Origin of the sequence: Rubrivirga sp. (assembly GCF_965213695.1) — a bacterium.
Taxonomy (GTDB): domain Bacteria; phylum Bacteroidota; class Rhodothermia; order Rhodothermales; family Rubricoccaceae; genus Rubrivirga.
The window spans coordinates 1,425,143-1,449,227 of sequence record NZ_OZ243912.1 but is presented as its reverse complement, the minus strand read 5'-3'; the positions used below and the strand labels follow the sequence as shown (position 1 = coordinate 1,449,227).

The window sequence follows — 24,085 nt, the reverse complement described above, 5'->3', positions numbered from 1 at the left end:
CCCCCCTCTCCCCCTCCCCATGACACGTCTCCTCTCCCTCCTCCTGCTCGTCGGCTTGGTCGGGTGCTCGACCGGGCGCACCAACACCGACAACGACCTCCGCGGCGACCTCCGGCTCGACGCCGGGGCGCTCTCGGCGAACCAGACGATCGTCGCGAACGCGATGACCCAGCCCGAGCTCTCGACGCTCGTCGCCGCCGTCCAGCGGGCCGGCCTGGTCGACGCGCTCAACGGGCCCGGTCCGTTCACCGTCTTCGCTCCCATCAACGCGGCGTGGACCGGCAACGTCGACGCGATGTCGGCGGACGACCTCCGCGACGTCTTGCAGTACCACGTGGTCGAGGGCGACTTCTCGGCCTCCGAGCTCACCGACGGCATGAACCTGGTCACGCTCGGCGGCGAGGACCTGACCATCCAGGCCCTCCAGGCCCTCGACCCGATGATGAAGGTCGACGACGCCGACATCGTCTACGCCGACATCGAGGCGAGCAACGGCCGGATCCACCTCATCAACCTGGTGCTCGACCCGACGCGCGGGAGCGGCGCCCAGTAGGCCCTGCCGATCCGGTCGACGCGCGCGGGCCGTTCTCCGGAGCGGCCCGCGCGTTCGTGTCGGGCTGCGGAGACGGCGGCGTGCCCTGCCGGTGCCCGGCGGGGTGCGTAGCTTGCCGGCCCACGTTGCCCCCTCGCATCTGACCGCTTGAGACGCCCGTCTGCTCTCCTGCCCCGGCCCGCCGGGTCCGATGCTCCGCGAACGTAGCCTCTTCCTCCAGCGCCTCCTGTTCGGCGCCGACCTCGCGCTGATCGCCCTGGCGTGGGTCCTGGCGTGGGTCCTCCGGTTCGAGGTCTTGACGCCGCCGGAATGGGTCCCGCTCACGCCGTACCTCGGGTTCCTCCCGTTCGTGCTGGCCGTGTGGGGCGGCGTCCTGCTGGTGTCCGGGCTGTACCGGACGCGCCGGGCCCAACGGCTGACGCTCGTGGTCTACGCCGTGGCCCGGGCCGTGGCGCTCGGGCTCGTGGTGTCGCTCGGGGCCCTGTTCTTTTACCGGGAGTTCTCGTTCTCGCGGCTCCACGTGATCCTGTTCGCGCTGCTGGCGTCGGGCCTGCTGGTGGGGCTGAGGCTGGCGATCTACACGGTGCTGCGGCGGGGGCGCGAGAGCGGGCGGAACGTCCGACGGGTCCTGATCGTGGGCGCGGGCAAGGCCGGCCAGCGGCTGGCCCGGGCATTCCGCCACTACCCGTGGATGGGGTTCGAGGTGGTCGGCTTCTTGGACGACCGCGAGGGGGACGTCGAGGCCGAGCCGCCGGACCCGCTCTACCCCCAGCCCGTCCGGCGCCCCCACGTGCTCGGGCCCGTCGACGCCATCGGCGACGTGCTCGACCGCCACGCGGACGGCGGCGGCGGGGTCGATTTGGTCTACGCCGCGCTCCCGCTCGCGGCGGTCGACAAGATCCAGGCCGTCGCCGAGGCCTGCGCCCGCCACACGGCCCACCTCTGCCTGGTCCCCGACCTGTTCGGGCTCGACCTGCTGGTCAACAGCCGGATCTCGGACGTCGACGGGCTCCCGGTGATCCACCTGCTCGACGAGGCCCCGTTCGACTTCCGCCAGGTCGTCAAGCGCGCGGCCGACGTCGTGTTCTCGCTCACCGCGCTCGTCGCGCTGTCGCCGCTGCTGGCGCTCATCGCCGTCGCCGTCAAGCGGTCGTCGCCGGGGCCCGTCCTGTACCGCCAGGAGCGGATGAGCCTGAACGGGCAGACGTTCGACATCCTCAAGTTCCGGTCGATGCCCGTCGACGCCGAGGCGGGCACCGGCGCCGTGTGGTCGCGGAAGGGCGAGGCCCGGGCGACGCGCGTCGGCTCGTTCTTGCGTCGGACCTCGCTCGACGAGCTCCCCCAGTTCTGGAACGTGCTGATGGGCGACATGTCGGTCGTCGGGCCCCGCCCGGAGCGGCCGACGCTCATCGAGGGGTTCCGCCACCAGATCCCAGGCTACATGCTCCGCCACAAGACGAAGGCCGGCATCACCGGCTGGGCCCAGGTCCACGGCTGGCGCGGCGACACGAGCCTGACCAAGCGGATCGAGTACGACCTGTACTACATCCAGAACTGGTCGCTCTGGCTCGACCTCAAGATCGTGGCGATGACCGTGTTCAAGGGGTTCGTCCACGAGAACGCGCACTAGCGCGCGGGACGGCGGGGTCGGGGAGCGGACGAGTGCCACCAGCGCGGGAACGGGGAATGAGGAACGGGGAACGGGCAGACACCACGGCCGGCGCGCGCCCCGTGGCCGGCGCGCGACCCGTGGCCGGGGGGACAGGCGGCCCGGCCGAACGGTCCCGAGCCGCGCGTGTAGCGCGCGTGCTCGCGGTCAACGTGGCCGTCGGGCTGGCGCTCCTGTTGGCGCTGGAGGGGGCCGTCCGCCTCCTCCGGCCCGACATCGCAGCGGCGGGGACCGACGCCGCGCTCCTGCTCGACCGCGCGTTCGTCGACGCCGACGGCGAGACGACGGGGCTCCGGCCGGGCGCCGTGGGCGAGGCCAACGGCGTGCCCGTCCGCGTCGACGGCGCCGGGTTCCACCTCTACGCCGGCAACGCGGCGGTGCCCGACTCGGCCGGCGCGTGGCTCTGGCTCGGCGACTCGGTCCTGTTCGGCGTCGGCGTCGCTCAGGACTCGACGGTCGCGGGCCGGCTCGCGGCGCGGCAGGACACGGCCCGGGTGCTCAACCCGGCCGTGCTCGGCTGGGGCACGGCCGACTACCGCCGCCGCCTGGACGCGGCCCTGGCCGCCGGCCTCCGCCCCGACCGCGTCACGCTCCTGTGGTGCCTCAACGACGCCGACCCCGCTCGCCCCGCCGGCGCTGGCGACGTGCCACGGCCGGAGGACGTGCGGCGGCGCGGCAAGATGTGGCTCAACGTCCACTCGCGGCTGTACCGGTTCGCGAAGGACCTCGCGCTCGACCGGCCGGCCCGCTACTTCGCCCACGACGGCGCGCTCTACGAACCGCTCGCGGTCTCGGCGTCGGCTCGGCCGGAGGCGCCCGTCGACCGGGCGCTGGCGCCGCTGTGGGCCCTCGTCGACACGTTGGGCGCGCGCGGGATCCCGCTCGACGTGGCCGTCGCGCCGTACGAGCCCCAGCTCCGGCCGGGCGGGAGCCGGGCCCCGCAGGCCGCTTTGGTGGCTCGTCTCCGCGCTCGCGGCGTCCCGACGCTCGACCTGTTCGACGCCTTCGCCCAGGCGGCCGGCGACGACCCCGCGGCCCTCTACCTGTGGTCCGACGGCATCCACTTCTCGGCGCGCGGCCACGCCGTCGCGGCCGAGGCCGTCGCGCGCTGGCGGCCGGAGCGCTGAGGGCGCGCCGGCGGGGCACCGAGACGGGCTTGCGCCGTGAGGGCCCCTCCCCTACCCTGGCGACGTCCACCTCGACCGTCATGCGGGTCCTCTCGCTCTGGATCGCCGCCCTCGCCCTCGCCATGCCGGCAACCGCCCAGGAGGTCTTCCCCCTCGGCGACGCCGACGTGTGGGAGTACGGCTACATCATCGACCCGCCGTTCTCAGACCCGGACACGGTTCGGTTCGAGGTCCGTGTGGCGGGCCGCGTGACGATCAACGACACGGCCTACGCCATCGCCCGCTTTCCCGCCCTCCCGGTGGACACGCTCCGCGCCGATGCCGAGGGCCGCGTGTGGTGCCGGGCCGGAGGCCGGGACGTCTTGCTGTTCGACACCACCCTCCCGGACGGAGCCGTCTACCCCTTCCATCGATCGAAAGACGAGTACGACGAATACGAGGTCACGGTCTACCGGCCCATTGTGGTCGACGTCCCCGCCGGCCTCTTCGAGGACGCGATCACGTTCGGCTTCGACGTCCCCGGGGTGTTCGACGACGAGTTCTCCGTGACGCTGGCGCCCGGCGTGGGCGTCGTCTCGGGGTCCTCTCTCTACGACGGGCTCGGCAACCTCTACACGGCGACCATCGACGGCGTGGTCTACACACCCGTCGAGGCCGGGTCTGTCGCGTCCGCCGTGCGGGCGTTCCCCAACCCGTTCGCGTCGTCGGTGACGGTCGCCCTCCCGCCGGGCCGCTGGCGGACGGCCGAGGTCACGGACGCGCTGGGCCGCCGCGTGGCCACGCTCGACGTCGGCAGATGCGGGGCCGGGCGGTGCGCGGTGGGCTGGGACGGGGCGGGCCACCCGGCGGGCGTCTACGGGGTTCGGGCCTGGGGAGCGGACGGGACGGCGTCGCTCCGGATCACGCTCGCCCGGTAACAGCCGGCGTGCCATGCCGGGCCGAGGGCATGGCACGCCATGCCCCTACGGGACGTCGTCGGGACTCCGCCATCCTCTCTCCTCCATTTTTCACCCTCCCCGCTTCCCCCCGTTCTTCGCCCGGGTGGCCGCAGCGGCGGGCTAGCTTGCGGGCCGACTCCCCCCGGCCCATGCTCATCCTCCGCGATCTCCACCTCGCCTTCGGCGGGCGCGTCCTGTTCGACGGGCTCGGCTGGACCGTCCGCGCCGGCGAGCGCGTCGGGCTCGTGGGGCCGAACGGGGCCGGCAAGTCGACGTTGCTCCGCGTGATCGCCGGCGAGCAGTCGGTCGAGCAGGGCGAGGTGATCTACGAGGGCGGCGCGACGGTCGGCTTCCTCCGCCAGGACACCCAGGAGGAGGACCTGTCGATCTCGCCGCTTGAGGAGGCGCTCCACGCCTTCGACGACGTGCTCCGGCTGGAGGCCGAGGCCGAGCGGCTGACGGCCGAGATGGAGGCCCACCCCGATCACACGACCGACGGCTACTTCAAGCTCGTCGAGCAGTTCTCGCGCGTCCACGACCGCCTCGTCACGCGCGAGGCCCACACGGCCGAGGCCCGCGCAGCGACGATCCTCTCCGGCCTGGGGTTCTCCGAGGACGAGATGCGGCGCCCGTTGTCGACGTTCTCGGGCGGCTGGCGGATGCGGGTGGCCCTCGCCCGGCTCCTCTTGGGTGCCCCCGACGTCCTGCTCCTCGACGAGCCGACGAACCACCTCGACATCGAGTCCATCGACTGGCTCGAAGCCTACCTGACCACGTATCCCGGCGCCGTCGTCCTGGTGAGCCACGACCGCTACTTCCTCGACCGGATGACGACGTCGACGGCCGACCTGGTCCGCGGCCAGATCGACGTGTACCCGGGCAACTACGAGCACTACCTCGACGCGCGCCAGGAGCGGCGGATTCACTGGCAGGCCCGCTACGACAACCAGCAGAAGGAGATCGCCGACGCCGAGCGGTTTATCGCCCGGTTCCGGGCCAAGGCGACCAAGGCGAAGCAGGCCCAGAGCCGGATCAAGGCGCTCGAAAAGCTGGAGCGGATCCCGCCGCCGCCGCCCGAGGCCGGCTCGATGCGGTTCCGCTTCCCCGACCCGCCCCCGTCGGGCCGGCAGGTGGTCGAGATCGGCGAGTTCTCGAAGAGCTACCCCGCGCCCGAGGGCGGGGTCACGCGCGTGTTCGACCGGGCCGGGCCCGTCACCCTAGAGCGCGGCGACAAGGTGGCCCTCGTCGGCAAAAACGGGGCGGGCAAGTCGACGCTGGCGCGGATCCTCTTGGGGACCGAGTCCATCGAGGGCACGCGCGAGGTCGACCGCCGGGCCGAAATGGCCCACTTCGCCCAGCACCAGGCCGAGTCGCTCGAGCCAAGCCACACCGTGTTCCAGTCGCTCCAGGAGCGCTCGCGCGGCCACTCGGACACCCAGCTCCGGAGCCTGCTCGGCGCGTTCCTGTTCACCGGCGACGACGTCGAGAAGAGCGTGTCGGTGCTCTCCGGCGGCGAGCGGTCCCGCCTCGCGCTGGCGCGGACGTTGCTTTCCCCGGCCAACGTCCTGGTCCTGGACGAGCCGACGAACCACCTCGACATCGTCTCGAAGAACGTGCTCGCCGAGGCGCTCCGCCAGTACACCGGCACGTTCGTGCTCGTGAGCCACGACCGCGCGTTCATCGACGCCGTCGCCGAGTCCATCTGGTACGTCGAGCACGGGGCGGTCCAGACCTACCGCGGGACGTACTCGGAGGCCCAGTGGCAGCGTGAGCACGGGACGGCCTCGAAGCTGGCGACGCCGGCCTCCGGCGACGGCCAGGCGACTGGCAAGCGGACGCCCACGCCCTCGGCCCCGGCGCAGGCCAAGCCGAGCGGCGGCAAAAAGTCGAAGGACGAGAAACGGCGCGAGGCCGAGGCCCGCAACGCGCTCTACCGGATGATGCAGGACGGGACGGTCCCCCCCGCCAAAGAGCTCGGCGCCGACCTCGCCGCGCGGGCGCTCGAACTGCTGGAGCAGTCGGTCGAGGAAAAAGAGGCCGAGAAGACGCGCCTGGAAACGGCCATGGCCGACCCCGACCTCTACAACCGCCCGGCCGAGTTCCAGAAGACGATGGAGGCGCTCAACGCGGCGCAGGCCGACCTGAAGGAGCTGATGCAGCGCTGGGAGCGGCTGGCCGCCGAGGTCGAGGCGCTGGCGTGACGCCCGATCCGGCGGAGGGGGTCCGTCGGTCGTAGGGACACGATGAATCGTGTCCCTACAAGCGGATAGAAGGCGGCTCGGCCACGCTCGGGATGAGCGCCCGGTAGAGACACCATGCGTGGTGTCCCCACGGAAGGCTCACCTGAGGTGGTCGGCAACGAACCCCGCCGCCCGCTGCAACGAGGCGTCGGCCTCCGCCAGCCACGGCGTCCAGAGCTGCCACATGTGGAACGCGTCGGGCTCGACGTGGAGCTCGACCTGGGCGCCGGCCTCTTTCCCCTTTTCGGCCAGGATCTGGGCCTCGCCGAGCAGCACCTCGGTCCCACCGACCTCGACCCACAATGGCGGCAAGAGCGACAGGTCGTCGACGAGCGGCGAGATGGTCACGTCGTCGTCGGGGAGGTCGACGGGGCCGGTCGAGATCGAGGCGCAGCGTCGGTCGTCCTCGTCGTTGTTCATCGCGTCGGTCTCGGAGTTGGGCTCGCGCGTGTCGCTGAGGCCGGTCCGGTCGGCGTTCGGCGAGAACACGGCGGCGACCGTCGCCGGGCGGCCCTCGCGCGCCAGCTGCAACACGGTCCCGAGCGTGAGGTGGCCGCCGGCGCTGTCGCCCACGACCGCCAGCGCTAGGCCGCGGTCCTGGACGGCGCGGGCCACGTCGAGCGCGTCCCGCAGTGGGGCCGGCCACAGCGCCTCGGGCGCCAGCGGGTAGCGCGGCATGAACACGGTCTCGCCGAGCCGAGCCGCGAACGTGGCCGCGGCCCGCCAGTGCGTCTCGGGCGAGCCGAACACGTAGCCGCCGCCGTGGAGCCACACCACGCGGATCTCGACGTCGGATGCGGTCTCGGCGTCGCGGCCGGGCGGGACCGCCCAGCCCTGGACCTGCCCAATCCGGGCCGGCCGGCCGACGGGGATTGGGCGGCCGAGCGCGTCGCCCCGGATCAGCCAGGCGTAGGCCCGGCGCATCTCGTCCGGCGTGCCGTCGATGGGGACGGAGCCGATCCGCTCGGCCACGTCGTCGAAGGTGACGGGCGCGTCGAACGGGCCGTCGGGGTCCCGGGCGGGGTGGTCGTGGAGGTCCATGTCGGGCAGGCGAGGGGCCCGTCGTGGACGGCTCCGGCCGTCGCCCGGTTCGACCCGAGCCGCTGGGGATTCCCCTGGATCCCCGCCCGCGCTAGAGTGATGCCGAATTGCTCGTGGGTCAACCCCCCGCTCCCAGAGAAGGGCTGCTACGTTCCGTCAATAGCAACCGACGAACAGTCGTCATTCCCGCGCACGCGGGAATCCATGCGCCCCTCGTGTCCGGCGAGCGGCCCCGTATGGGTCCCCGCCTGCGCGGGGATGACTGTCGTTTTGTGTAGGGATACGACTCGCGCCCGAGAACGTAGCGGCCCTACCCTTCAAGGGGAACAGTCCGTCCGCCCGCTGAGCCCTTCGACTACGCTCAGGACAGGCTCCGCGAGGGGCGAACGGGGGGGTCCGGCCCACGACCAAAGGGTCGTGACACTAGCGGACGACGAACGAGCCCGTCGCTACTTCGACGTCGCCGAAGGCCTGCACGAACCGATAGGTGCCCGCGCGGACGCCGTCGAGGTCGGCCTCGTCCGTGTAGGCGTCGCCGGGCGGGACGGTAATCCCGAGGAGGATGCAACCGCGCTCGTTGCGGTCGACGTCGCGCGTCCAGCCGTCGTCGGTGCGGCGCTCGAGGAGGGAGCAGGTGAGCACGCCGGTCAAGACCTCGCGGTCGCCGTCGTTGCGGAGCGTGAGCGTGACGTCGTCGCCGGATCGGTACTCGGACCGGTCGGTCGTGAGCGAGAGGTCGGCGGCGGTGACGGGCGCCTCGGGCGGGTAGACGCCGAGCGTGTCGCAGGCGGCGAGCGCGAGCAGGATGACGAAGGCAAGCGGGCGCATGACGTCGGGAGGATGGGCGGTCCTCTCAACATCGCATCCTCCGCGACCACCCGCTCGGCACCGACCGCCAGCGGACGGACGACGGAGCCGAGCGTGCGCGGTGACGTCCTGATCGGTCGCCGCTACGGGCTGTCGTCGCTTTCGACGTCGCCCTCCGGAATGGTGACCGCGGCGAGGCCGGCCGCGACGAGTGCCAGCGCGGCCCCGATCCCCATGGCCCACCGGAAGCCGCGGACGAACGCGGCGCCCGTCGCTTCGGCCACGGCCGCGCGCTCCGCCTCGGGCACGGCGTCCATCGACGGCGTCGCCCCGGGATCGGCCTCGGCCGCGAGGATGGCCGTCCGGCCGGCCTCGGACCCCTCGAAGGCGTCGGCGCTCGACGCCAGCTCGGACCCGTAGACGCCGAGCGCGACCGCGCCCAAGACCGTCACCGCCAGCAACTGGGCGACGCGGCTCGCGGCGTTGTTGACGCCCGACGCCGTCCCCGCCTGGTCGTCCGGAACGGCGTCCATCACGACCGTCGTCAGCGGGGCGACCGAGATGGCCATGCCGAGCCCGAGGACGAGGAACGGGGCGAAGAACGTCGTCCAGTACGAGCCGTCCGTGCCGGGGAGCAGGAACAGGCCCAGGCCGATCGCGGCGACCGTCGGCCCGACGACCAGCATCCGGCGGGCGCCGAAGCGGTCGATCTGGCCGCCCACCCAGCGGCTCAGCCCGCCCATCAGCAGCGTGAACGGCAAGAACGCCGCGCCGGCCGCCGCCGCCGAGTAGCCGTGGACGCCGATCAGCAGGTACGGCAGCAGGAACGACAGGCCGCCGAGCGAGACGTAGAGCGCCAGCGTCAGCGCGTTCGCGCCCGAGAACGCGGCCGAGCGGAACAGGCCGAGCGGCAGCATCGGCGCTGGGGCCACCCGCTCGCGCGCCACGAACCCGACGAGCCCCGCGACGCCGACGGCGACGGGCGCCCAGACCGTCGGATCGGCCCAGCCCGCGGCGCCCTGGCGGACGAGCCCGAACACGACGGCGCCCAGCCCGACCGCCGCCAGCGCCGCGCCGGCCACGTCGAGGGGCCCGCCGCCCCCCTCCGCCCGGCTCTCGGGCACGCGCCACACGGCGAGCGCCAGCGCCGCCAGCGCGACCGGGACCACGGCGACGAACACCCAGCGCCAGCCCGGCCCGTCGACCAAAAAACCGCCCACGAGCGGGCCGGCCGCGCTCGTCAGCGCCGCCGCGCCGGCCCACGTCCCGATGGCGCGGCCCCGCTCGTCGGGCGGGAAGAACGCCCGCAGGAGCGCCAGGCTGCCGGGGACCAGGAGCGCCGCGCCGAGCCCCTGCACGGCTCGCGCCGCGATGAGCCAGCCGGCCGTCGGCGCGAGCGCGCAGGCGAGGGTGGCCGCGGCCACGATGGCGAGCCCGAGCGCGAACGCCCGCGTCCGCCCGAACCGGTCGCCGAGGGCGCCGCCGACCAGGATGAACGCGGCCAGCGGCAGCAGGTAGGCGTTGACAACCCACTGCATGGTGGCCGCCGTCGCCCCGAGGTCGGCCTGGATGGCCGGCAGCGCCACGTTGACGACCGACGACAGGACGAACGCCGCGCTCGACCCGAGCACGGACGCGACGAGGACCCATCGCCGGGCGTCGCCGTCGGCCGTCGCGTCGTGCGCGCCCGCCGCGACGGCGTCGGCGTCGTGGGCGCGGCAGTCGGCCGGCACTACAGCCGCAGGCGGACGATCCGGCCCTCCGGCCCCGTCACCCAGACGGCGTCGCGGCCGGCGGCGGCGACGCCCCAGAACGTCCGCTCGTCGACGAGCGTCCAGGTCCGCCCGTCGTCGCGCGACAAGCCGACGCCGCCCGGCCCGACGGCCACGAGCGCGTTGGTCTCGGGCACGTAGGCGGCGCCGTAGGCCGCGCCCGGGAACGGGAGCCGGCCGCCGAGCCCCCACGTCGCCCCGCCGTCGGCCGTGATCGCGACGGCGTCGGCGGGCTCGGCCGCGTTGGCGATGTCGCCGCCGACGGCGACCCCGTGGCGGTCGTCGCGGAAGGCGACCGAGGCCGCGCCGGCCGCGTCGCCGGCCACGAGGGGGAGCGCGCTCGCGGCCCAGGTCGCTCCGCCGTCGGTCGTGCGCAGGACGCGGGCCGGGTCGGCGTTGCCGGTCGCGATCCAGGCGTGGCCGGTGCCCCGGGTGGCGACGCAGGTGCCCGACGCCGCGAACCCGCCCTCGCCCGGGGCCGCCGCCGGGAGCGCGGTCGCAGGGACGATCCGCCACGTCTCGCCCCCGTCGTCGGTGCGCCGGATGCGGAGCTCGCCCTCGACCGAGTCGCTGTAGGCCAGCCCGCGGCGGGCGTCCCAGAACGACAAGCAGTCGTAGAACGCCTCGGCCTCGTTGTTGACGAACACGGTCCGCCAGCTTGAGCCGCCATCGGTCGTCTTGACGATGGTCGACGAGGCGCCGGGCCCGATGGACAGCGCCCACGCCGTCTCGGCGTCGAGCGCGACGACATCGCGGAACTGCAACGTGTCGGCCCCGGCGACCGTCACCGGCACGGCCGTCCAGGTCGTCCCCCCGTCGACCGTCTTGACGACCGTCCCGCGTGCGCCCGACGCCCACACGACCCCGCCGTCGACGGCGTGGGCCGCGATGAGCAGCGCGTCGGTGCCCGAGGCCTGCTCTTCGAGTCGCGGCGGGAGCACGGACCCGCTCGTCCCGGCAATGCCGCCGCAGGCGGAGAGGGCGAGCGCCAGCGGGAGGGCGAGGAGGGCGAGGCGCATGGCGGTGGAGGATGGAGGGCGGAGAATAGAGGACGGCGGGAGACCGGGGACGGGAGACCTAGGACGGACCCCTCTGGCGGCCCTCCGTCTCCGGTCCTCGGCCCCGGAGGCCACCCCGTCCTTCGGGCTCTCCGCTTTACTTCCGCCCGACCATCGGCCGCAGGACGACCTCCGAGATCAGCGTCCCGTGCGGCGCCGCGACGACGTGGTGGACCGTCTCGGCGATGGACTCGGGGCTCATCGCGTTCGGGTTCGGACCGGAGCCCGAGCCCTGGCCGAAGTCGGTGTCGACCGAGCCCGGGTAGAGGCAGCTCACTTTGATCCCGAACGGCCGGAGCTCCTTCATGATGGCGTCGGAGAACCCCCTCAGCCCGTACTTCGTCGCGTTGTACCCGCTCAGCCGGGGGTTGCCGACGAGCCCGGCGATGCTGGCGACGTTGACGATGAACCCCGCTGTCGCGTCGGGCCCGCGGTCCTCGCCCTGGGCCTTCATGTGGGGGACGGCCGCGCGCGTGCAGTGGAAGACGCCCGAGAGGTTCGTGTCGAGTTGGACGTTCCAGTCGTCGACCGCCAGCTCGTCGACCGCGTCGAACCGTCCCAGGCCGGCGTTGTTGACGAGCACGTCGAGCCGGCCGAGATCGTCGGCCACACCGTCGATGGCGGAGGCCGTGGCGTCGGCGTCGGTGACGTCGCAGACGACGGGCGTGAAGGCGTCGCCGAACGTCTCGGCGATCCGGTCGAGGTCGTCGGCCGAGCGGGCGAGCCCGGCCACCGTCGCGCCGGCGTCGAGGAAACGGCGGGCCGTCGCCAGGCCGATGCCGCGGCTCGCGCCGGTGACGACGACGACGGCGTCGTGGAGGTCCATGAGTCGGAGGGGTCGAGGAGAGGGATCGGCTGGGACGCGAGCCCGACGGGGCGGATCCGCCCGCGCCCTACTCCTCCGCCCCCACGCGGACGGCCTCGACTTCCAGCGTCATCTCCGAGATGCCCTCCGCGATCACGCGCTGCTGAGCTTCGAGGTTAGCGATCTGGGCGTCGCGCTCGGGCGTCGGCGGCTCCATCTTGAGCCGCTCCTTCTGGATCCCGAGTTGGCCGCCCATCAGCATCCGGTCGTCGTCGGCCATGGCCAGGTTGAGCCCGGTCTCGATCTGGCGGACCGTGTGCGGGAGCGTGACCCCGTCGGTCTCCTGGAAGTCGCTGTACAAGATCCGGCTGGTGATGGGCTGGCGGAGCGTGTCCGAGGCGACGAGCTGGTAGATCTCGAGCACGTCGAACCGGTCGGCGTCGACGTAGACCCGGAACTCGCGCGTCTCGGTCGTGTCGGTCGAGGCCAGGCCGGGCTCGCCGAAGAGCGCGCCGGGGTCGGTCGTGGACAGGACGTAGGCGCGGCGGCCGTCGCGCGTGAGCGGGCCGGCGAGCTCGGCCGAGCGGAGTCCGCGCGCGATCCGGGGCACGTTGGGGACCTGGACGAACAAGAGCTGCGCCGCCATCTGGGGCGCCGCGTCGCCGACGGGCGCCACCTGGGGCGGGCCGAACCGGTCGAGCCCCGTCGTGTCGCCGGACAGCGAGTACCGGGCCTCGGCGCCCCCGCCGACGACGGTGAAGGCCTCGACGTCGCCCAGGTTGTCGGCGTAGCGCGCGAGCATGGCGTCGGCCACGGCGCCGGCGGTCGTGAGGTCCTCGGCGGGCGCCTCGGCGCGGTCGCCGCAGGCGGAGACCAAGAGGAGCGCCGGGAGCAGGGCGAGGAGGGCGAGGCGGGGCATAGGCGGGGGTGGAGCGCAGCTCGGAAGCTACGGACCGGGCCGGGCTAGCTTTCCCGGCCACGCCGACTGCCATGCTCCCCGCGCCGCCATTCTTCGACCTGCCCGACGCCGTCCCGGTCGGCGACACGGCGTATCCGGCCGAGACCGTGGTGCGCGTGCTCGACGCCTACCTCAGCGACGAGCGGCGGGACCGGATCGCGTCCGTTGCCGCCGCGCGCGCGTTCGGCGTGGTGCCCGTGCTGGAGGGGCTCGTCGACCCCGGCAACGTCAACGCGGTCCTGCGGAGCGCCGAGGGGCTGGGGTTCGGGGCGGCCCACGTCGTCGGCCTCGAAGGCGACGCGGCCGAGATGGTGGCCCAAATCCTCGGCGGCGACGACCAACCGACCGTCGCCGACCGCCGGGCGACGCGCCGGGCCAGCCAGGGCGCCCACAAGTGGGTCGAGCTCCGGGCCTGGGATGACCCCGCCGCCTACGTCCGCTGGGTCCACGACCGCGGCGGGCGCGTCGCCGTGACCGCGCTCCGCGACGACGCGCTCCCCATCGAGGCCTGGGACTTTTCCCGGCCCACGGCGCTCGTCGTCGGCAACGAGCACGCGGGCGCCAGCGACGCCATGCTCGACGCCGCCGACGCCGCGCTCCTCCTCCCGCTCGACGGGTTCGTCCAGAGCTACAACGTGTCGGTCGCCGCCGCGCTCGCTCTCTTCTGGGCCCGCGCCGACCGCCTGCGCCGGACCGGCCACCACGCCGACCTCGACGCCGACGCCCAACGTCGCTTGCGCGCCCACTACACGGCCCGCGCCGTCCCGCTCGCACCGGCGCTCCTGGCCGAGCACGAACGACGAGAAGGGGTAGAGGATGGAGAGTAGAGGACGGAAGGCGGAGCGTCGGGGGCCGTCCGTTCGTTGCAGGGCGGCGTGACGGCCGGCGCGTTCGCGGCGGCCTCTCGTGCGACCGCTCGTCTCGGTTCTCGGTAAGGGTCTCGAACCCGACCGTTCAACCTCTACCCTCTATCCTCCCGACCATGCGCCTCGCTACTCTCGCCCTGATCGCCGTCGTCGCCTGGGGGTGCGCCTCGGGAAAGAGGGCCTACACCGACGGGATGGCCCTCGAAACGTCGGGCGACTACGCCGCCGCGTCGGACGCCTACGCGACGGCGCTCGAACGGGACCCGTCGTTGCCGAACGTGGCCGGGCGGCTGGCCGTCGCCGGGCGCGAGGCCGTCCGCCAGGCCGTCGCTCGGGCGGCCGGGCTCGACCCCGAGGGTGCGGCGCTGAGCTACCGCCGGGCCCAGGCGCTCGTCGACCGGGCCGCCGCGCTCGGCGTCGACTTCCGGCGGCCGGCCAGGTTCGAGGCCGACCGCGACGCGGCCTACGCCGCCGCCGTCGACGCGCTCCTGGACGGCGGCACGCGGGCCTACGACGCGGCCGACTTCCCGGGCGCGCTCGACCGCGCCGCGCGGGCCCGCACCTTCGGCCCGTCGGCGGGACAGGCCGATGCCCTCGACCGGCTCGTCCTCGACACGCGGCAGGCCTGGGCCGAGGCCGACCTCGACGCCGGCCACGTCCGCGCCGCGCTCGCTCACGCCGACGCGGCGCTCGCGCTCGGGCCCGACCCCGCGCGCGCGGTGGCGCTGGAGGACCTGCGCGGGGCCATCGTCGACGCCGGCCGCCTGGTCGTGGCCGTGTTCCCGACGGAGGGCGGCGACCTCCCGGAGGCGTTCCGCCGCGACCTCACCGACGCGCTCGCGGACGACCACCTCCGCGACGCCGGCCCGTTCGTCGTCCTGGTGGACCCCGCCGACGTCCGCCGGTGGGACCGGGGCCGGCGGCGCGGCCCCGCCCTCGGCGACAGCCCGCGGCGGCTCGGACGGGCCGCCCTCGACCTGGGCGCCGACCTCGGCGCTGTCGTCGTCCTGGGCGACCTGAGCGAGCGCGAGGTGGCCGGCGACGCCCGCGCCGAGACCGTCCGCGTCCGCAGCACCGGCGACGACGCGGTGATCTCGGCCCGCCAGATCCAAATCGACCTGACGACCAACGCCGACGTGGTCGTCGTCGACGCCGGGGGCCGGCCGGTCTGCGACGTCGCCGTCGAGGCGCGGGGCCGCGCGAGCTACGACCGGGCGACGACGGCCGGCGACTGGCGCGCGCTCGACCTGTCGCGCCGCCAGCGCGCCGCCTTCGCCGACGACGCAGCCGACCGGGCCTACAGTGACGCGCTGGTCGACCTCCGCGAGCACCTCGCCCAGGCCGTCGCCGACCGGCTCCGCGAGTGCCTCGACGCCCGCGTGCCGTAGTAGTGGTGTGGGCCACGCAGCCGGCCACTGGGCCCCCCGGCTATGCCGCCGGGACCGCGAGCGTCGGGATCGACGTGACGGAGAACGAGCCGAGGTCCGCCCGCTCGCTCGCGTGCTCGATCGTGATTCCGACGACGGCCCCCTCGGCATCGTAGTCGAGCACGACGTCCGACGCCACCTCCTCGGCGTCCGCGCCCGGACCGTGGCGGAGTGCGATGTAGAGCGTGTCGGTCTCGGGGAAGTACTCGAACGTCATGGCTCGTTTGGGGGCCGGAAGGAGCGGTCTGGGAAAGCGTTGTGGAGCGTCTTCCGGTCCGGCAACGTTACGACGCGAAGGTACTTCCCCAACTCCGGGACGAACCGCCAGTGTCGCACCGCCCGTCAGACTGGACCTCTGTAGCCTCCGGCGCGCGGACGGTGGCCTCGCACCACGCGAGGTCGATGTACGGACGCTCTCCGAGGACGCGGCGTTTGAAATACTCCGTTTGGCGGAGAGGACTCAAGGGTCCCTCTCCACGCGCAAACCGGTAGAGAGAGCCTTCGATCCTGCGAAGCACAGGCGTCTTGTCCCTAGACGGACGGACCTCTCGCGTGAGCCCGTCGATGACGAGTAGGTCCGCCCCGACGAGGACCAACGGTCCCTCGACGAAGGACTCGCGCCCCAGCAGTCGCCCACGTTCGACGCGGAATCGGGTGACGCGCGCTGTTCGAGAGTCGCGGTCGAGACCGTCTGCCTCGACCGCGTAGTAGCGACCAGTGTCTTTGAACCCGGTCTCTCCCTCTGGGAGCAGCCCGGCGGACAGGACGTCGCTGACCATGGCGAGCCTACAGCCCGTAGTGCTTGCGGACGGCAGCCTGCGCCGCCTGGACCGACTTCAGCGTCTCCTTGAGCAAGTTCTGCTGGCTCTTGTGCATCCCGTCCGGGTCGACGAGGTCCGTCGGCGTCTGGCCCCGCTCGGCCGACTGCATCTGCTCGCGGAGGTGGATGTCGACGAGCGTCGTGAACGGCGGGACGAGCGCCTTGGCCTGGGCCGCCAGCGCGTGGCCGCTCTGGCCGACGTGGCGGAGCCGGTCGAACGTGTTGGCCGAGCCCAGGTAGTCGGCGTCGAGCGCGAGCGCCCGGGCCAGCCGGACGACCGGCTGGATGGCCCGCGTCCGCAGGTCGAGGCCGGTCCGGCCGCCGACCTCCTCGACCTCGATCCGGCCGAACGTCGACAGCGGGAGGTCGAGACGGGTGCCCTCCCGGGCCATGATCTTGGACAAGCGCGGGTTGGGGAGGTGGCCGGCGATCGTCGAGCACAGCGCGTCGGCCAGCTCGGTGTCGCCGTAGAGCGCGCGCAAGTCGAAGCAGAGCGCGGCCCGGGCCGAGGCGTCGGCGTCGGTGCCCGAGGCCCAGGCGTCGAAGGCGGCCTGCCACTTCGAGAGCGGCTGGCGGAAGGCCTGGTGGCTCGCGTCGATCCCGTTCTCGGGGTCGCCGTAGCCGCACTCGCGGAGCGCCTCCACGACGCGGCTCGCCAGCCGCTCGTAGTAGGCCCGGGCGCGGTCGGCGTCGGCCGGGTCGGGGTCGGCGTAGACGAGCCCGTTGTCCTGCCACGCCCGGAGGACCGACTCGCGGCGGCCGGCGGCCCCGAACGTGAGCCAGGCCCACGGCCCGTCGTAGGCGTCGGGCCCGAGCTCGTCGCGGAGGTCGCGCTCGACGGTCGTCAGCACGCGCCGCTTGAGCTGGTCGTCGATCTCGGTGACCAAGTCGAGCAGGTCCTCGGAGTGGACGCCCTGGTGGTAGAGCCGGTAGAGCCGGCGGTTCGAGTCGGCCCGGAGCGCGGCGAGCTCGGCGACCGACTGGGCCCGCTCCAGCCGCTCGGTCGTGGCCACGGGGTCGAGCCCGCGGTAGTGGCTCACGTCCTCGGCCGTGAGCAGCCCGCGGAGCGCCCCGCCGTCGGCGTCGACGACGACGACCCGGCGGATCCGCTCGCGCATCATGGTCCGCATGGCGTCGTAGAGCCGCTCGTCGGTTCGGAGCGCGATCGGCGGCCGCTCGACCAGGCCCATGGCCGGGCCGTCGGCGCTGGCGCCGGCCGCGAGCACGCGCTCGACCAGGTCGCCCTCGGTGACGACCCCGACCGGGACGTCGCCCTGGACGATCACGACCGAGTCGGCGTCGGAGGCGGCCATGACCTGGGCCGCCTGCCGGACGGTCCCGTCGACCTCGACGGTCGGCGGGTCGGCCCGGAGCACGCTCCCCAGCGTCGTGTCGAACAGGAGGAAGGCGCCGCTGGCGTCGATGTCCTCGTCGAGCGTCCGGACGTAGCGCTTGATGTCGGCCTCGAAGTAGGCCCGGAACGCCTCGTTGGTCTCGATCAGGTGCTGGAAGCTCTCGGCCGCGATGAGCGCGCACGACGTCTGCTCGGCCGCCCTCGCTTCGTACGGGAGGGCCCCGCCCTGGAGCAGGCCGTACGACCCGAAGTGGGACCCGGCCCCGGCCATCTCGACCGTCCGCCCGCTCTCGGCCTCGGCCAACCGGACGAGCCCCTCGGTGATGACGTAGAGCGCCCGGTGGATGTCGTCGCCTTGCTGGAGGATGACCTCGCCCGGGGCGTACAGCTCGAGCGTCATCTTTTGGAGCAGCGACTGGCGCTCGTCGTCGGAGAGGACGTCGAACGGTTCGGTCTCGGCGAGGAGCTCGGCGATCTGGGCGGAGAGGGAGGCGGCCATGCGGTCGGGTCTAGAGGGGGCGGCTAGGACGCGGGGCCGCCGGGCCGGATCCCCTCCGCGCGCGCGCGGCCGGGGCGGAGCGGACGGCGGGGCCGGAGGGGGCCGGCCGTCTCCCTCAGCCCTCCCGTCCCCGACCGGCGGAGGCCTCTGGGGCTCGGGCCGGACCCGACCCCGGGCCCTCCAAGTCGCACCAGGGTCCCCCGAACGCCCGACATCGACGCGCACGAAAGGGGGCACGGAACGGGACCGACCTGGGGTGTCGGATGGAAGTACGTTCGGGCCGCCGTTCCCCCCACCGCCGTGCTCCGTCTGCTCCCGCTCGCGCTCCTGGCGGTCGCCCTGCCCGCGCTCGCCCAGCCCTCCGACGGGCCCCTCGCGGTGGCCGTGGACTGCCCGGGCTACGTGCCCGGCTGCGACCTCGACTTTTTCCAGACCGAGGTGGGGTTCGCCCGGTTCGTCCGCGACCAGGCCGACGCCGCCGTCTACGTCCTGGTCGTCCGCGAGGGGACGGGCGGCGGGGGCGACCGCTACACGCTGTTCTTCGACGGCCGGCGCGCGCCCCTGGCCGGGCGCCGCGACACGCTGCGGACGTCGACGCCGCCCGGCGCCAGCGACGACGACCAGCGGCGGGGGCTCCGGGACCGGCTCGCGCTCGGGCTCGCCGGCTTCGCCGCGCGGACCGGGCTCGCCAACCGGCTCTCGGTCTCGTACACAGCCCCCGACGCCGCCCAGGCGGCCACCGAGGCGGCCGACGGGGTCGACCCGTGGAACAGCTGGGTCTTCCGGATCAACGCCCAGGGGTACTTCAGCGGCCAGTCCCAGTCGTCGTCGTCGAACCTGTTCGGGTCGGTCTCGGCCGAGCGCGTGACGGAGGCGCTGAAGGTGTCGATCCGGCCGCGCGCGAGCTACAACCGGAGCGAGTTCGAGCTGAGCGACGGGAGCCCGTTCGTGAGCGACAACGCGAGCTACGGGCTCAACTCGGGCGTGGTCGTGTCGCTCTCCGACCACTGGTCGGCCGGGGGCCGCGTGGACCTCTCGCGCAACACGTTCTCGAACTACGACGCCCGCGCCGAGGTCACGCCGGCCGTCGAGTACAACCTGTACCCGTACGCCGAGTCGACCCAGCGCCAGCTCCGGTTCTTCTACCAGGCCGGCGTCGAGGCCGTGGCCTACCAGGACACGACGGTCTTCTTGGAGACCTCGGCGGTGCTCCCGGTCCACGAGGGCGGCGTGGCCGCCGAGTTCGCCCAGCCGTGGGGCTCGGTCGACATCTACTCGAGCGCGTCGCAGTACCTCTCGCGGACGGACAGGTACAACCTGTCGCTCGGCGGCGGCGTCGAGCTCCGCCTGCTGCGCGGGCTCAGCCTGCGCGTCGACGGGTACTACGAGTTCGTCCGCGACCAGATCAACCTGCGGGCCGCGCGCGCCGAGGACGGCCAGATCCTGACCGGCGACCAGGAGCTCCCGACCGGCTTCCAGTACTTCGCCTCGGTGGGCGTGTCATACTCGTTTGGGTCGATCTACAACCAGGTCGTCAACGCGCGCTTCGGGAACTGACGGGGGGGGACGGGGGACGGGGGACGGGGGACGGGGGACGGGGAAGGTGGCCGACGTTGAACCCCGCCGCACGCTCGGAGGCCACGGGTTGCCCGGAATTTTTCCACGGCGCCAGACCCCTCACTCCTCACTCCTCGCCCCCCGATGCCCGACTGGCGCGACCGGCTCCTCGACCTCTACCGCCGCGACCTGTTCGACGCGCCGGCGGGCGACCGGCTGTTCAACCCGTACCGCGACACCGACGCGCACGACGGGCCGGACGCGCCGGCCACGCGCCGAGCCAACCTGGTGGCCGCCCTCGACGCCGTCGCCCGGCACGGGACGCCCGAGGTGCTCGTCGTCGCCGAGGCGCCCGGGCCGTGGGGGTGCCGGTTCTCGGGCGTCCCGTTCACCAGCGAGCGCCAGCTCCTCGACCCCGCGTTCCCGGTCGATGGCACCCCATCGTCGGCCCAGTTCGCAACGTCGGGCGAGCCGATGCGCGAGATGAGCGGCGGCATCTACTGGGGCGCCATGCTCCCCCACTGGGGCCGGTTCTGGACGTGGAACGCCGTCCCCCTCCACCCGCACAAGGCCGGCGAGCCGCTGACGATCCGGACGCCCGGCGTGCGCGAGGTCCGCCGCTGGCACGGGCTGCTGGCGGCGACGGTCGACGCGCTGTCCCCGCGCGCGGTCGTGGCCGTCGGGCGGAAGGCCGAGGGCGCGCTCCAGGCCGTCGGCGCTGGGCCGGTCTACGTCCGCCATCCGTCGCAGGGCGGGGCGACGTTGTTCCGGGAGGGCATCGCCGAGGTCTGGGACCGGCTCTGATCGGGCGTCACGTCACGACGCTCCAGAGGGCCGCCGCGACCACTGCGATCGCGATCACGACCCACTCGGCACCGATGGCGAGGACGAGCCCGATCCACGCGGCGAGCCCGCGGCGTCGCCCCTCCCGGTCCGCCTTCGCGACCTCCGCCCGGACGCTCGCGACGACCCCAACCGCGAGCCATACGGCGAAGACGACGGAGGCGAGCGTGGTCACGACCCGAACGACAAAGAGAGCCCCTGAACGGAGCCGCGCCCGGGGAGATCCGCCCTACACCTCTCCGAACGCCGGGACCGCGTCGACGAACCGCCAGCCCGCGCCGTCGCGGACGCAGCAGTACCGCGCCGCGCCGTTGTCGACGACGAGGACGGGTGCGTCCAGCACCGCGTTGTACCGGCCGAGCTGGTCGAAGGTGGTCTGGTCGATGGCGACGCCGGGCGCCTTGCACTCGGCCAGGAGCGCCGGGCGCTGGTCGCGGCCGTAGGCCACCACGTCCGCCCGCCACATCTTGCCGCCGAAGACGACGCCGCGCTCGACGGCCAGCAGCCCGGCCGGGTAGCCCAGCGCGAGCAGGTCGAGCAGGAGCCGCTGGCGGACCCCCTCCTCGGGCGTCAGCGCGACCCACCGGCGGCGGACCGGGTCGTGGACGACCGTCCGCCCACCCTCCGTCCGGGTGCGGAGGTCGCTCACGCGGCGGCCTGGGCCCGCCGGACGAGCGCGCGGTGGGCCCCGACCCAGTGGTCCGCGTCCCGCGTCATCTTGGCGATGGTGACGTCGGCGAAACGCGGGATGAGACCCAGGAGGACCGGGACCACGGCCGCCCAGTCGTCGGCGACGACGAGCGCCTCGAGGGCGTCGGCGGTCTGGGGCGCCCACCGGTAGTCGGCCCGGAGTTTTTCGGACTTCCGCCAGTAGTTCCGGTCGTCCCAGGACTGGGCCGCGTCCTCGATGGTGTCGCCGATGCCGCGCAAGTGGAGGGCGAGGTAGGCGACGAGGTCCTTGGCCTCGGCGTCGAACGCGCCGGCGGCCAGGCTCGGGCGCTGGGCGAGCAGGCGGAGGGCCTCCGCCGAGGCGCGGGTGTGCGCGCGGCGGCGCTTGGCCGGCGTCTCGCCGGCGTGGATGATGCGGGCCACAGGGGTCGGGGGGAGACGGCGGGAAGCTACGGGAGGAGCGCGGAGAGCGCGGACGGGACGCCCTGCTTCATCCTCCCTGTGAAGCGGGTCTCCCCGTGCTCTCGGCGGCGCCAGCCGCGCTCTCGCCGCGAAGCGGCCCTCTCCGCCTCCAGGGCTATCACATACTCGGGAAGCGGAGTCTCCCTCTCCACCCTTTGGGGGGAGAGGGGACCTCGTAGGGGGCCACGGAGCCCAGCTCTGAAGAGGATGCGATAGCCCTGTCTCCGCCTCTCCCCCCGCACGCTCGGCCCGACCGTCGCGTTACGTTGGGCCGCCCGCCTCGTCCCCCCCGATGGCTCCTCCCCCCCTCTCCCGGCGCGACGTCGTGCGCCGGCTCGGTCTCGGCGCGCTCGCGTTGCCCCTGGCCGGGTGCGGCGTGACGCTGCCGCTGTGGCCTCGCCCCACACCGCCCGTCGCCCCGTCGCCGCCGCCGCCGGTGGGCGCACCGCCCGTCGAGACCGCCGAGGTGATGGCGGTGCCCCGGGGCGGCCGGATCCGGCGGATCGCCGTCGAGCGGCCCGTCGTGGTGCCGCCGCGGCTGCCGGCCGGCGGGACGGTCGCGCTGGTGGCCCCGGCCGGCGTGCTGCGGGGGCGGAGCCAGGTCGACGAGGCCGTCGAGGCGCTGGAGGGGCTCGGGTTCCGGACGACCGTCGGCCGCCACGTGTTGGACCGGATGGGATTTTTGGCGGGGTCCGATGCGGCCCGCGCCCGCGACGTGATGGACGCCTTCCGCGACCCCGACGTCGACGCCATCGTCGCGGTTCGGGGCGGGTGGGGCTGCGCCCGGATGCTCCCGCTCTTGGACTACGACGAGATCGCGGCCCACCCCAAGCCGCTCGTCGGCTACTCCGACATCACGGCGCTCCTGCTGGCGGTCTACGCCCGGACGGGGATGGTCACGTTCCACGGCCCCGTCGGCGTCTCGACGTGGGCCGGCCTGACGGCCGAGAGCTTCGTCCGGACGCTGGTCGACGGCGAGCCGCCGGTCGTCGGGCCCGAGACGCGGTCGAACCGGGACCGGACCCGGACCGTCCGCGGGGGCGTGGCCGAGGGGCCCGTCGTCGGCGGCAACTTGACCGTGATCTCGGCGCTCGCCGGGACCGGCTTCCTCCCGGACGTCGAGGACCACGTCGTCTTTTTCGAGGAGGTCGGCGAGGACGCCTACCGGATCGACCGGATGCTGGTCCAGCTCCAGCTGGCGGCCGGGTTGCCGAAGGCGGCCGGGATCGCGTTCGGGCAGTGCTCGTCGTGCGGCTCGGGCGGCTCGTCGTGGACGGCCGAGGAGACGATCCGCCGGCACCTCCGGGGCTACCCGTGTCCGTCCGTCGTGGGCGCCCCCATCGGCCACGTCTCGCCGGTGTACACGCTGCCCATCGGCTTGCGCGCCCGCCTCGACGCCGACGCGGGGACGCTCGAGTACCTCCGCGCGCCGGTGGCCTGAGAGAGCACGGAGAGCACGGAGAGCACGGAGAGCACGGAGAGCACGGAGAGCACGGAGAGCACGGAGAGCACGGAGAGCACGGAACGTGCGGGCGACTGACCGACGGGTCAAGCCACTCTCCGCGCCCTCTGCGGCGCCAGCCGCGCTCTCCGTGCCCCATCCCCCCGAACCCTGAACCCCGGCGACGGGTTGACGGCGGCCCCTCCCCCCTTCCCATCGTGTTCGAGGTCATCCCGCTCGGCGTCGGCTCCGCCATCCCCACGCGCACGCGCCACCTGGCCGGCACGCTCGTCCGCCGCGAGGGCCGGAGCGTCCTGTTCGACTGCGGCGAGGGGAGCCAGCTCCAGCTCGTCCGTGGCGGGCTGACCCGGGGCGCGCTCGACGCCATCTGCATCACGCACCTCCACGGCGATCACCTCTACGGCCTGCCCGGGCTCGTGACGACGCTGGCGCTGCTGGAGCGGACCGACCCGCTGACCATCGTCGGGCCCGAGGGGATCCGGGACGTGATGCGGGCGATGCCCGGGCTGAAGAACGACTGGCTCCCGTTCGACGTGGCGTACCGCGAGCTGGCCGAGGGCTTCGAGCACCAGGTCGTGTTCGAGGACGACCACGTGACCGTCGAGGCGCGGCCCATCGACCACCGCGTGTTCTGCGCCGGCTTCCGCTACCAGGAGAAGACGCGGCCCGGCTCCATCGACGGCGACGCCGCACGGGCCGCCGGCGTCTCGGAGGGGTGGCAGTTCGAGGCGCTCAAGCGGCGCGAGACCGTCACGCTCGACGACGGGACCGAGGTGACGCCGGACGGGCTCGTCGGGCCGGAGCGGCCGGGCGGCGCCTTCGCCTACGTCTTGGACACGGTCCCGTGCGAGGGCGGCCGCCAGCTCGCGGCCGGCGCCGACCTCGTGCTCCACGAGGCCACGTTCACCGACGAGCACGCCGAGCGCGCCGCCGAGGTCGGCCACTCGACCGCGCGGCAGGCCGCCGAGGTCGCTCGGGACGCCGGCGCCGAGCGGCTGCTCCTGACCCACTTCTCGGCCCGGTACTCGGACCCCGCCCCGCTCGTCGCCGAGGCGCGGGAGGTGTTCCCCAACACGGACGCCGCCGAGGAGCTGGCGCGGTACGAGGTTCGCCGGTGAGCCCGCGTCGCCGGACTCGCCTCGGGGCGACGGCGCCCTC

At 73.9% G+C, this 24,085-nt stretch carries 22 protein-coding genes; 11 read left to right on the top strand and 11 right to left on the bottom strand.

The features are described 5' to 3' along the window. The first annotated feature begins 19 nt into the window (after nt 1-19). From ACOOHE_RS06290 to ACOOHE_RS06270, 5 genes are all read left to right on the top strand, one after another. Nucleotides 20-553 carry a fasciclin domain-containing protein gene (locus tag ACOOHE_RS06290; protein ID WP_420456951.1) on the top strand — a complete coding sequence of 178 codons (534 nt, stop codon included), beginning with the start codon at nt 20-22 and terminating at the stop codon, nt 551-553. Nucleotides 554-743: 190 nt separating this feature from the next. Further along, nucleotides 744-2,183 carry an undecaprenyl-phosphate glucose phosphotransferase gene (locus ACOOHE_RS06285; RefSeq protein ID WP_420456950.1) on the top strand — a complete coding sequence of 480 codons (1,440 nt, stop codon included), beginning with the start codon at nt 744-746 and terminating at the stop codon, nt 2,181-2,183. 176 nt (nt 2,184-2,359) lie between these two features. Then, nucleotides 2,360-3,349 (top strand): SGNH/GDSL hydrolase family protein, encoded by a 990-nt coding sequence (locus ACOOHE_RS06280; protein ID WP_420456949.1) that lies wholly within the window; start codon nt 2,360-2,362, stop codon nt 3,347-3,349. 80 nt (nt 3,350-3,429) lie between these two features. Continuing rightward, on the top strand, nt 3,430-4,266 hold the full coding sequence (locus tag ACOOHE_RS06275) for a hypothetical protein (RefSeq protein WP_420456948.1): 837 nt from the start codon (nt 3,430-3,432) through the stop codon (nt 4,264-4,266). Between the two features lie 170 nt (nt 4,267-4,436). Next, nucleotides 4,437-6,488, top strand: a complete 2,052-nt coding sequence (locus ACOOHE_RS06270) for an ABC-F family ATP-binding cassette domain-containing protein (protein WP_420456947.1) — start codon at nt 4,437-4,439, stop codon at nt 6,486-6,488. Between the two features lie 138 nt (nt 6,489-6,626). On the opposite strand, the gene ACOOHE_RS06265 is transcribed toward ACOOHE_RS06270, so the two are convergent. The 6 genes from ACOOHE_RS06265 to ACOOHE_RS06240 form a co-directional block, all read right to left on the bottom strand. Beyond that, a complete protein-coding gene (locus tag ACOOHE_RS06265; RefSeq protein ID WP_420456946.1) occupies nt 6,627-7,568 on the bottom strand; it encodes an alpha/beta hydrolase in 942 nt (313 codons plus the stop codon). A gap of 423 nt (nt 7,569-7,991) precedes the next feature. Beyond that, nucleotides 7,992-8,396: an immunoglobulin-like domain-containing protein gene (locus ACOOHE_RS06260; RefSeq protein WP_420456945.1), complete on the bottom strand. Its 405-nt coding sequence runs from the start codon at nt 8,394-8,396 to the stop codon at nt 7,992-7,994. Between the two features lie 122 nt (nt 8,397-8,518). Continuing rightward, nucleotides 8,519-10,108 carry an MFS transporter gene (locus ACOOHE_RS06255; RefSeq protein WP_420456944.1) on the bottom strand — a complete coding sequence of 530 codons (1,590 nt, stop codon included), beginning with the start codon at nt 10,106-10,108 and terminating at the stop codon, nt 8,519-8,521. Then, nucleotides 10,108-11,166, bottom strand: coding sequence for a WD40/YVTN/BNR-like repeat-containing protein (locus ACOOHE_RS06250; RefSeq protein ID WP_420456943.1), 1,059 nt, complete (start codon nt 11,164-11,166; stop codon nt 10,108-10,110). The genes ACOOHE_RS06255 and ACOOHE_RS06250 overlap by 1 nt, the downstream gene beginning before the upstream one ends. Nucleotides 11,167-11,302: 136 nt before the next feature. Beyond that, nucleotides 11,303-12,031, bottom strand: coding sequence for an SDR family oxidoreductase (locus ACOOHE_RS06245; protein ID WP_420456942.1), 729 nt, complete (start codon nt 12,029-12,031; stop codon nt 11,303-11,305). Between the two features lie 67 nt (nt 12,032-12,098). Continuing rightward, nucleotides 12,099-12,929 carry a hypothetical protein gene (locus ACOOHE_RS06240; protein WP_420456941.1) on the bottom strand — a complete coding sequence of 277 codons (831 nt, stop codon included), beginning with the start codon at nt 12,927-12,929 and terminating at the stop codon, nt 12,099-12,101. Between the two features lie 71 nt (nt 12,930-13,000). Here ACOOHE_RS06240 and ACOOHE_RS06235 point away from each other — a divergent pair, with 71 nt between their 5' ends. Together ACOOHE_RS06235 and ACOOHE_RS06230 are read left to right on the top strand one after the other, a co-directional pair. Next, nucleotides 13,001-13,795: a TrmH family RNA methyltransferase gene (locus tag ACOOHE_RS06235; RefSeq protein ID WP_420456940.1), complete on the top strand. Its 795-nt coding sequence runs from the start codon at nt 13,001-13,003 to the stop codon at nt 13,793-13,795. Between the two features lie 155 nt (nt 13,796-13,950). Further along, nucleotides 13,951-15,222 (top strand): hypothetical protein, encoded by a 1,272-nt coding sequence (locus ACOOHE_RS06230; RefSeq protein ID WP_420456939.1) that lies wholly within the window; start codon nt 13,951-13,953, stop codon nt 15,220-15,222. A 40-nt stretch (nt 15,223-15,262) separates the two neighbouring features. On the opposite strand, the gene ACOOHE_RS06225 is transcribed toward ACOOHE_RS06230, so the two are convergent. Together ACOOHE_RS06225 and ACOOHE_RS06220 are read right to left on the bottom strand one after the other, a co-directional pair. Next, nucleotides 15,263-15,478, bottom strand: a complete 216-nt coding sequence (locus ACOOHE_RS06225; protein WP_420456938.1) for a DUF2283 domain-containing protein — start codon at nt 15,476-15,478, stop codon at nt 15,263-15,265. Between the two features lie 569 nt (nt 15,479-16,047). Next, on the bottom strand, nt 16,048-17,934 hold the full coding sequence (locus ACOOHE_RS06220; protein ID WP_420456937.1) for a DUF294 nucleotidyltransferase-like domain-containing protein: 1,887 nt from the start codon (nt 17,932-17,934) through the stop codon (nt 16,048-16,050). A gap of 300 nt (nt 17,935-18,234) precedes the next feature. On the opposite strand from ACOOHE_RS06220, the gene ACOOHE_RS06215 reads away from it, so the two are divergent. Next, nucleotides 18,235-19,491 (top strand): hypothetical protein, encoded by a 1,257-nt coding sequence (locus tag ACOOHE_RS06215; RefSeq protein ID WP_420456936.1) that lies wholly within the window; start codon nt 18,235-18,237, stop codon nt 19,489-19,491. Between the two features lie 144 nt (nt 19,492-19,635). Continuing rightward, the gene (locus ACOOHE_RS06210; RefSeq protein ID WP_420456935.1) at nt 19,636-20,295 is read left to right on the top strand and encodes a uracil-DNA glycosylase; all 660 of its coding nucleotides are present in this window, start codon (nt 19,636-19,638) and stop codon (nt 20,293-20,295) included. A 7-nt stretch (nt 20,296-20,302) separates the two neighbouring features. Here the strand turns inward: ACOOHE_RS06210 and ACOOHE_RS06205 are convergent, their stop codons facing one another. From ACOOHE_RS06205 to ACOOHE_RS06195, 3 genes are read right to left on the bottom strand one after another with little or no spacing between them, the layout of a single operon-like run. Continuing rightward, entirely contained in the window at nt 20,303-20,509 is a 207-nt protein-coding gene (locus tag ACOOHE_RS06205; RefSeq protein ID WP_420456934.1) for a hypothetical protein, read from the bottom strand. Nucleotides 20,510-20,563: 54 nt separating this feature from the next. Then, nucleotides 20,564-20,983 carry a type I restriction enzyme HsdR N-terminal domain-containing protein gene (locus ACOOHE_RS06200; RefSeq protein ID WP_420456933.1) on the bottom strand — a complete coding sequence of 140 codons (420 nt, stop codon included), beginning with the start codon at nt 20,981-20,983 and terminating at the stop codon, nt 20,564-20,566. Beyond that, a complete protein-coding gene (locus ACOOHE_RS06195) occupies nt 20,980-21,426 on the bottom strand; it encodes a hypothetical protein (protein ID WP_420456932.1) in 447 nt (148 codons plus the stop codon). The genes ACOOHE_RS06200 and ACOOHE_RS06195 overlap by 4 nt, the downstream gene beginning before the upstream one ends. 331 nt (nt 21,427-21,757) lie before the next feature. Between ACOOHE_RS06195 and ACOOHE_RS06190 the strand changes: the two genes are divergently transcribed. Together ACOOHE_RS06190 and ACOOHE_RS06185 are read left to right on the top strand one after the other, a co-directional pair. Further along, complete coding sequence (locus ACOOHE_RS06190; RefSeq protein WP_420456931.1) at nt 21,758-22,906, top strand: S66 peptidase family protein; 1,149 nt, start codon at nt 21,758-21,760, stop codon at nt 22,904-22,906. 215 nt (nt 22,907-23,121) lie between these two features. Next, nucleotides 23,122-24,045, top strand: coding sequence for a ribonuclease Z (locus ACOOHE_RS06185; protein ID WP_420457604.1), 924 nt, complete (start codon nt 23,122-23,124; stop codon nt 24,043-24,045). Nucleotides 24,046-24,085: the final 40 nt, after the last annotated feature.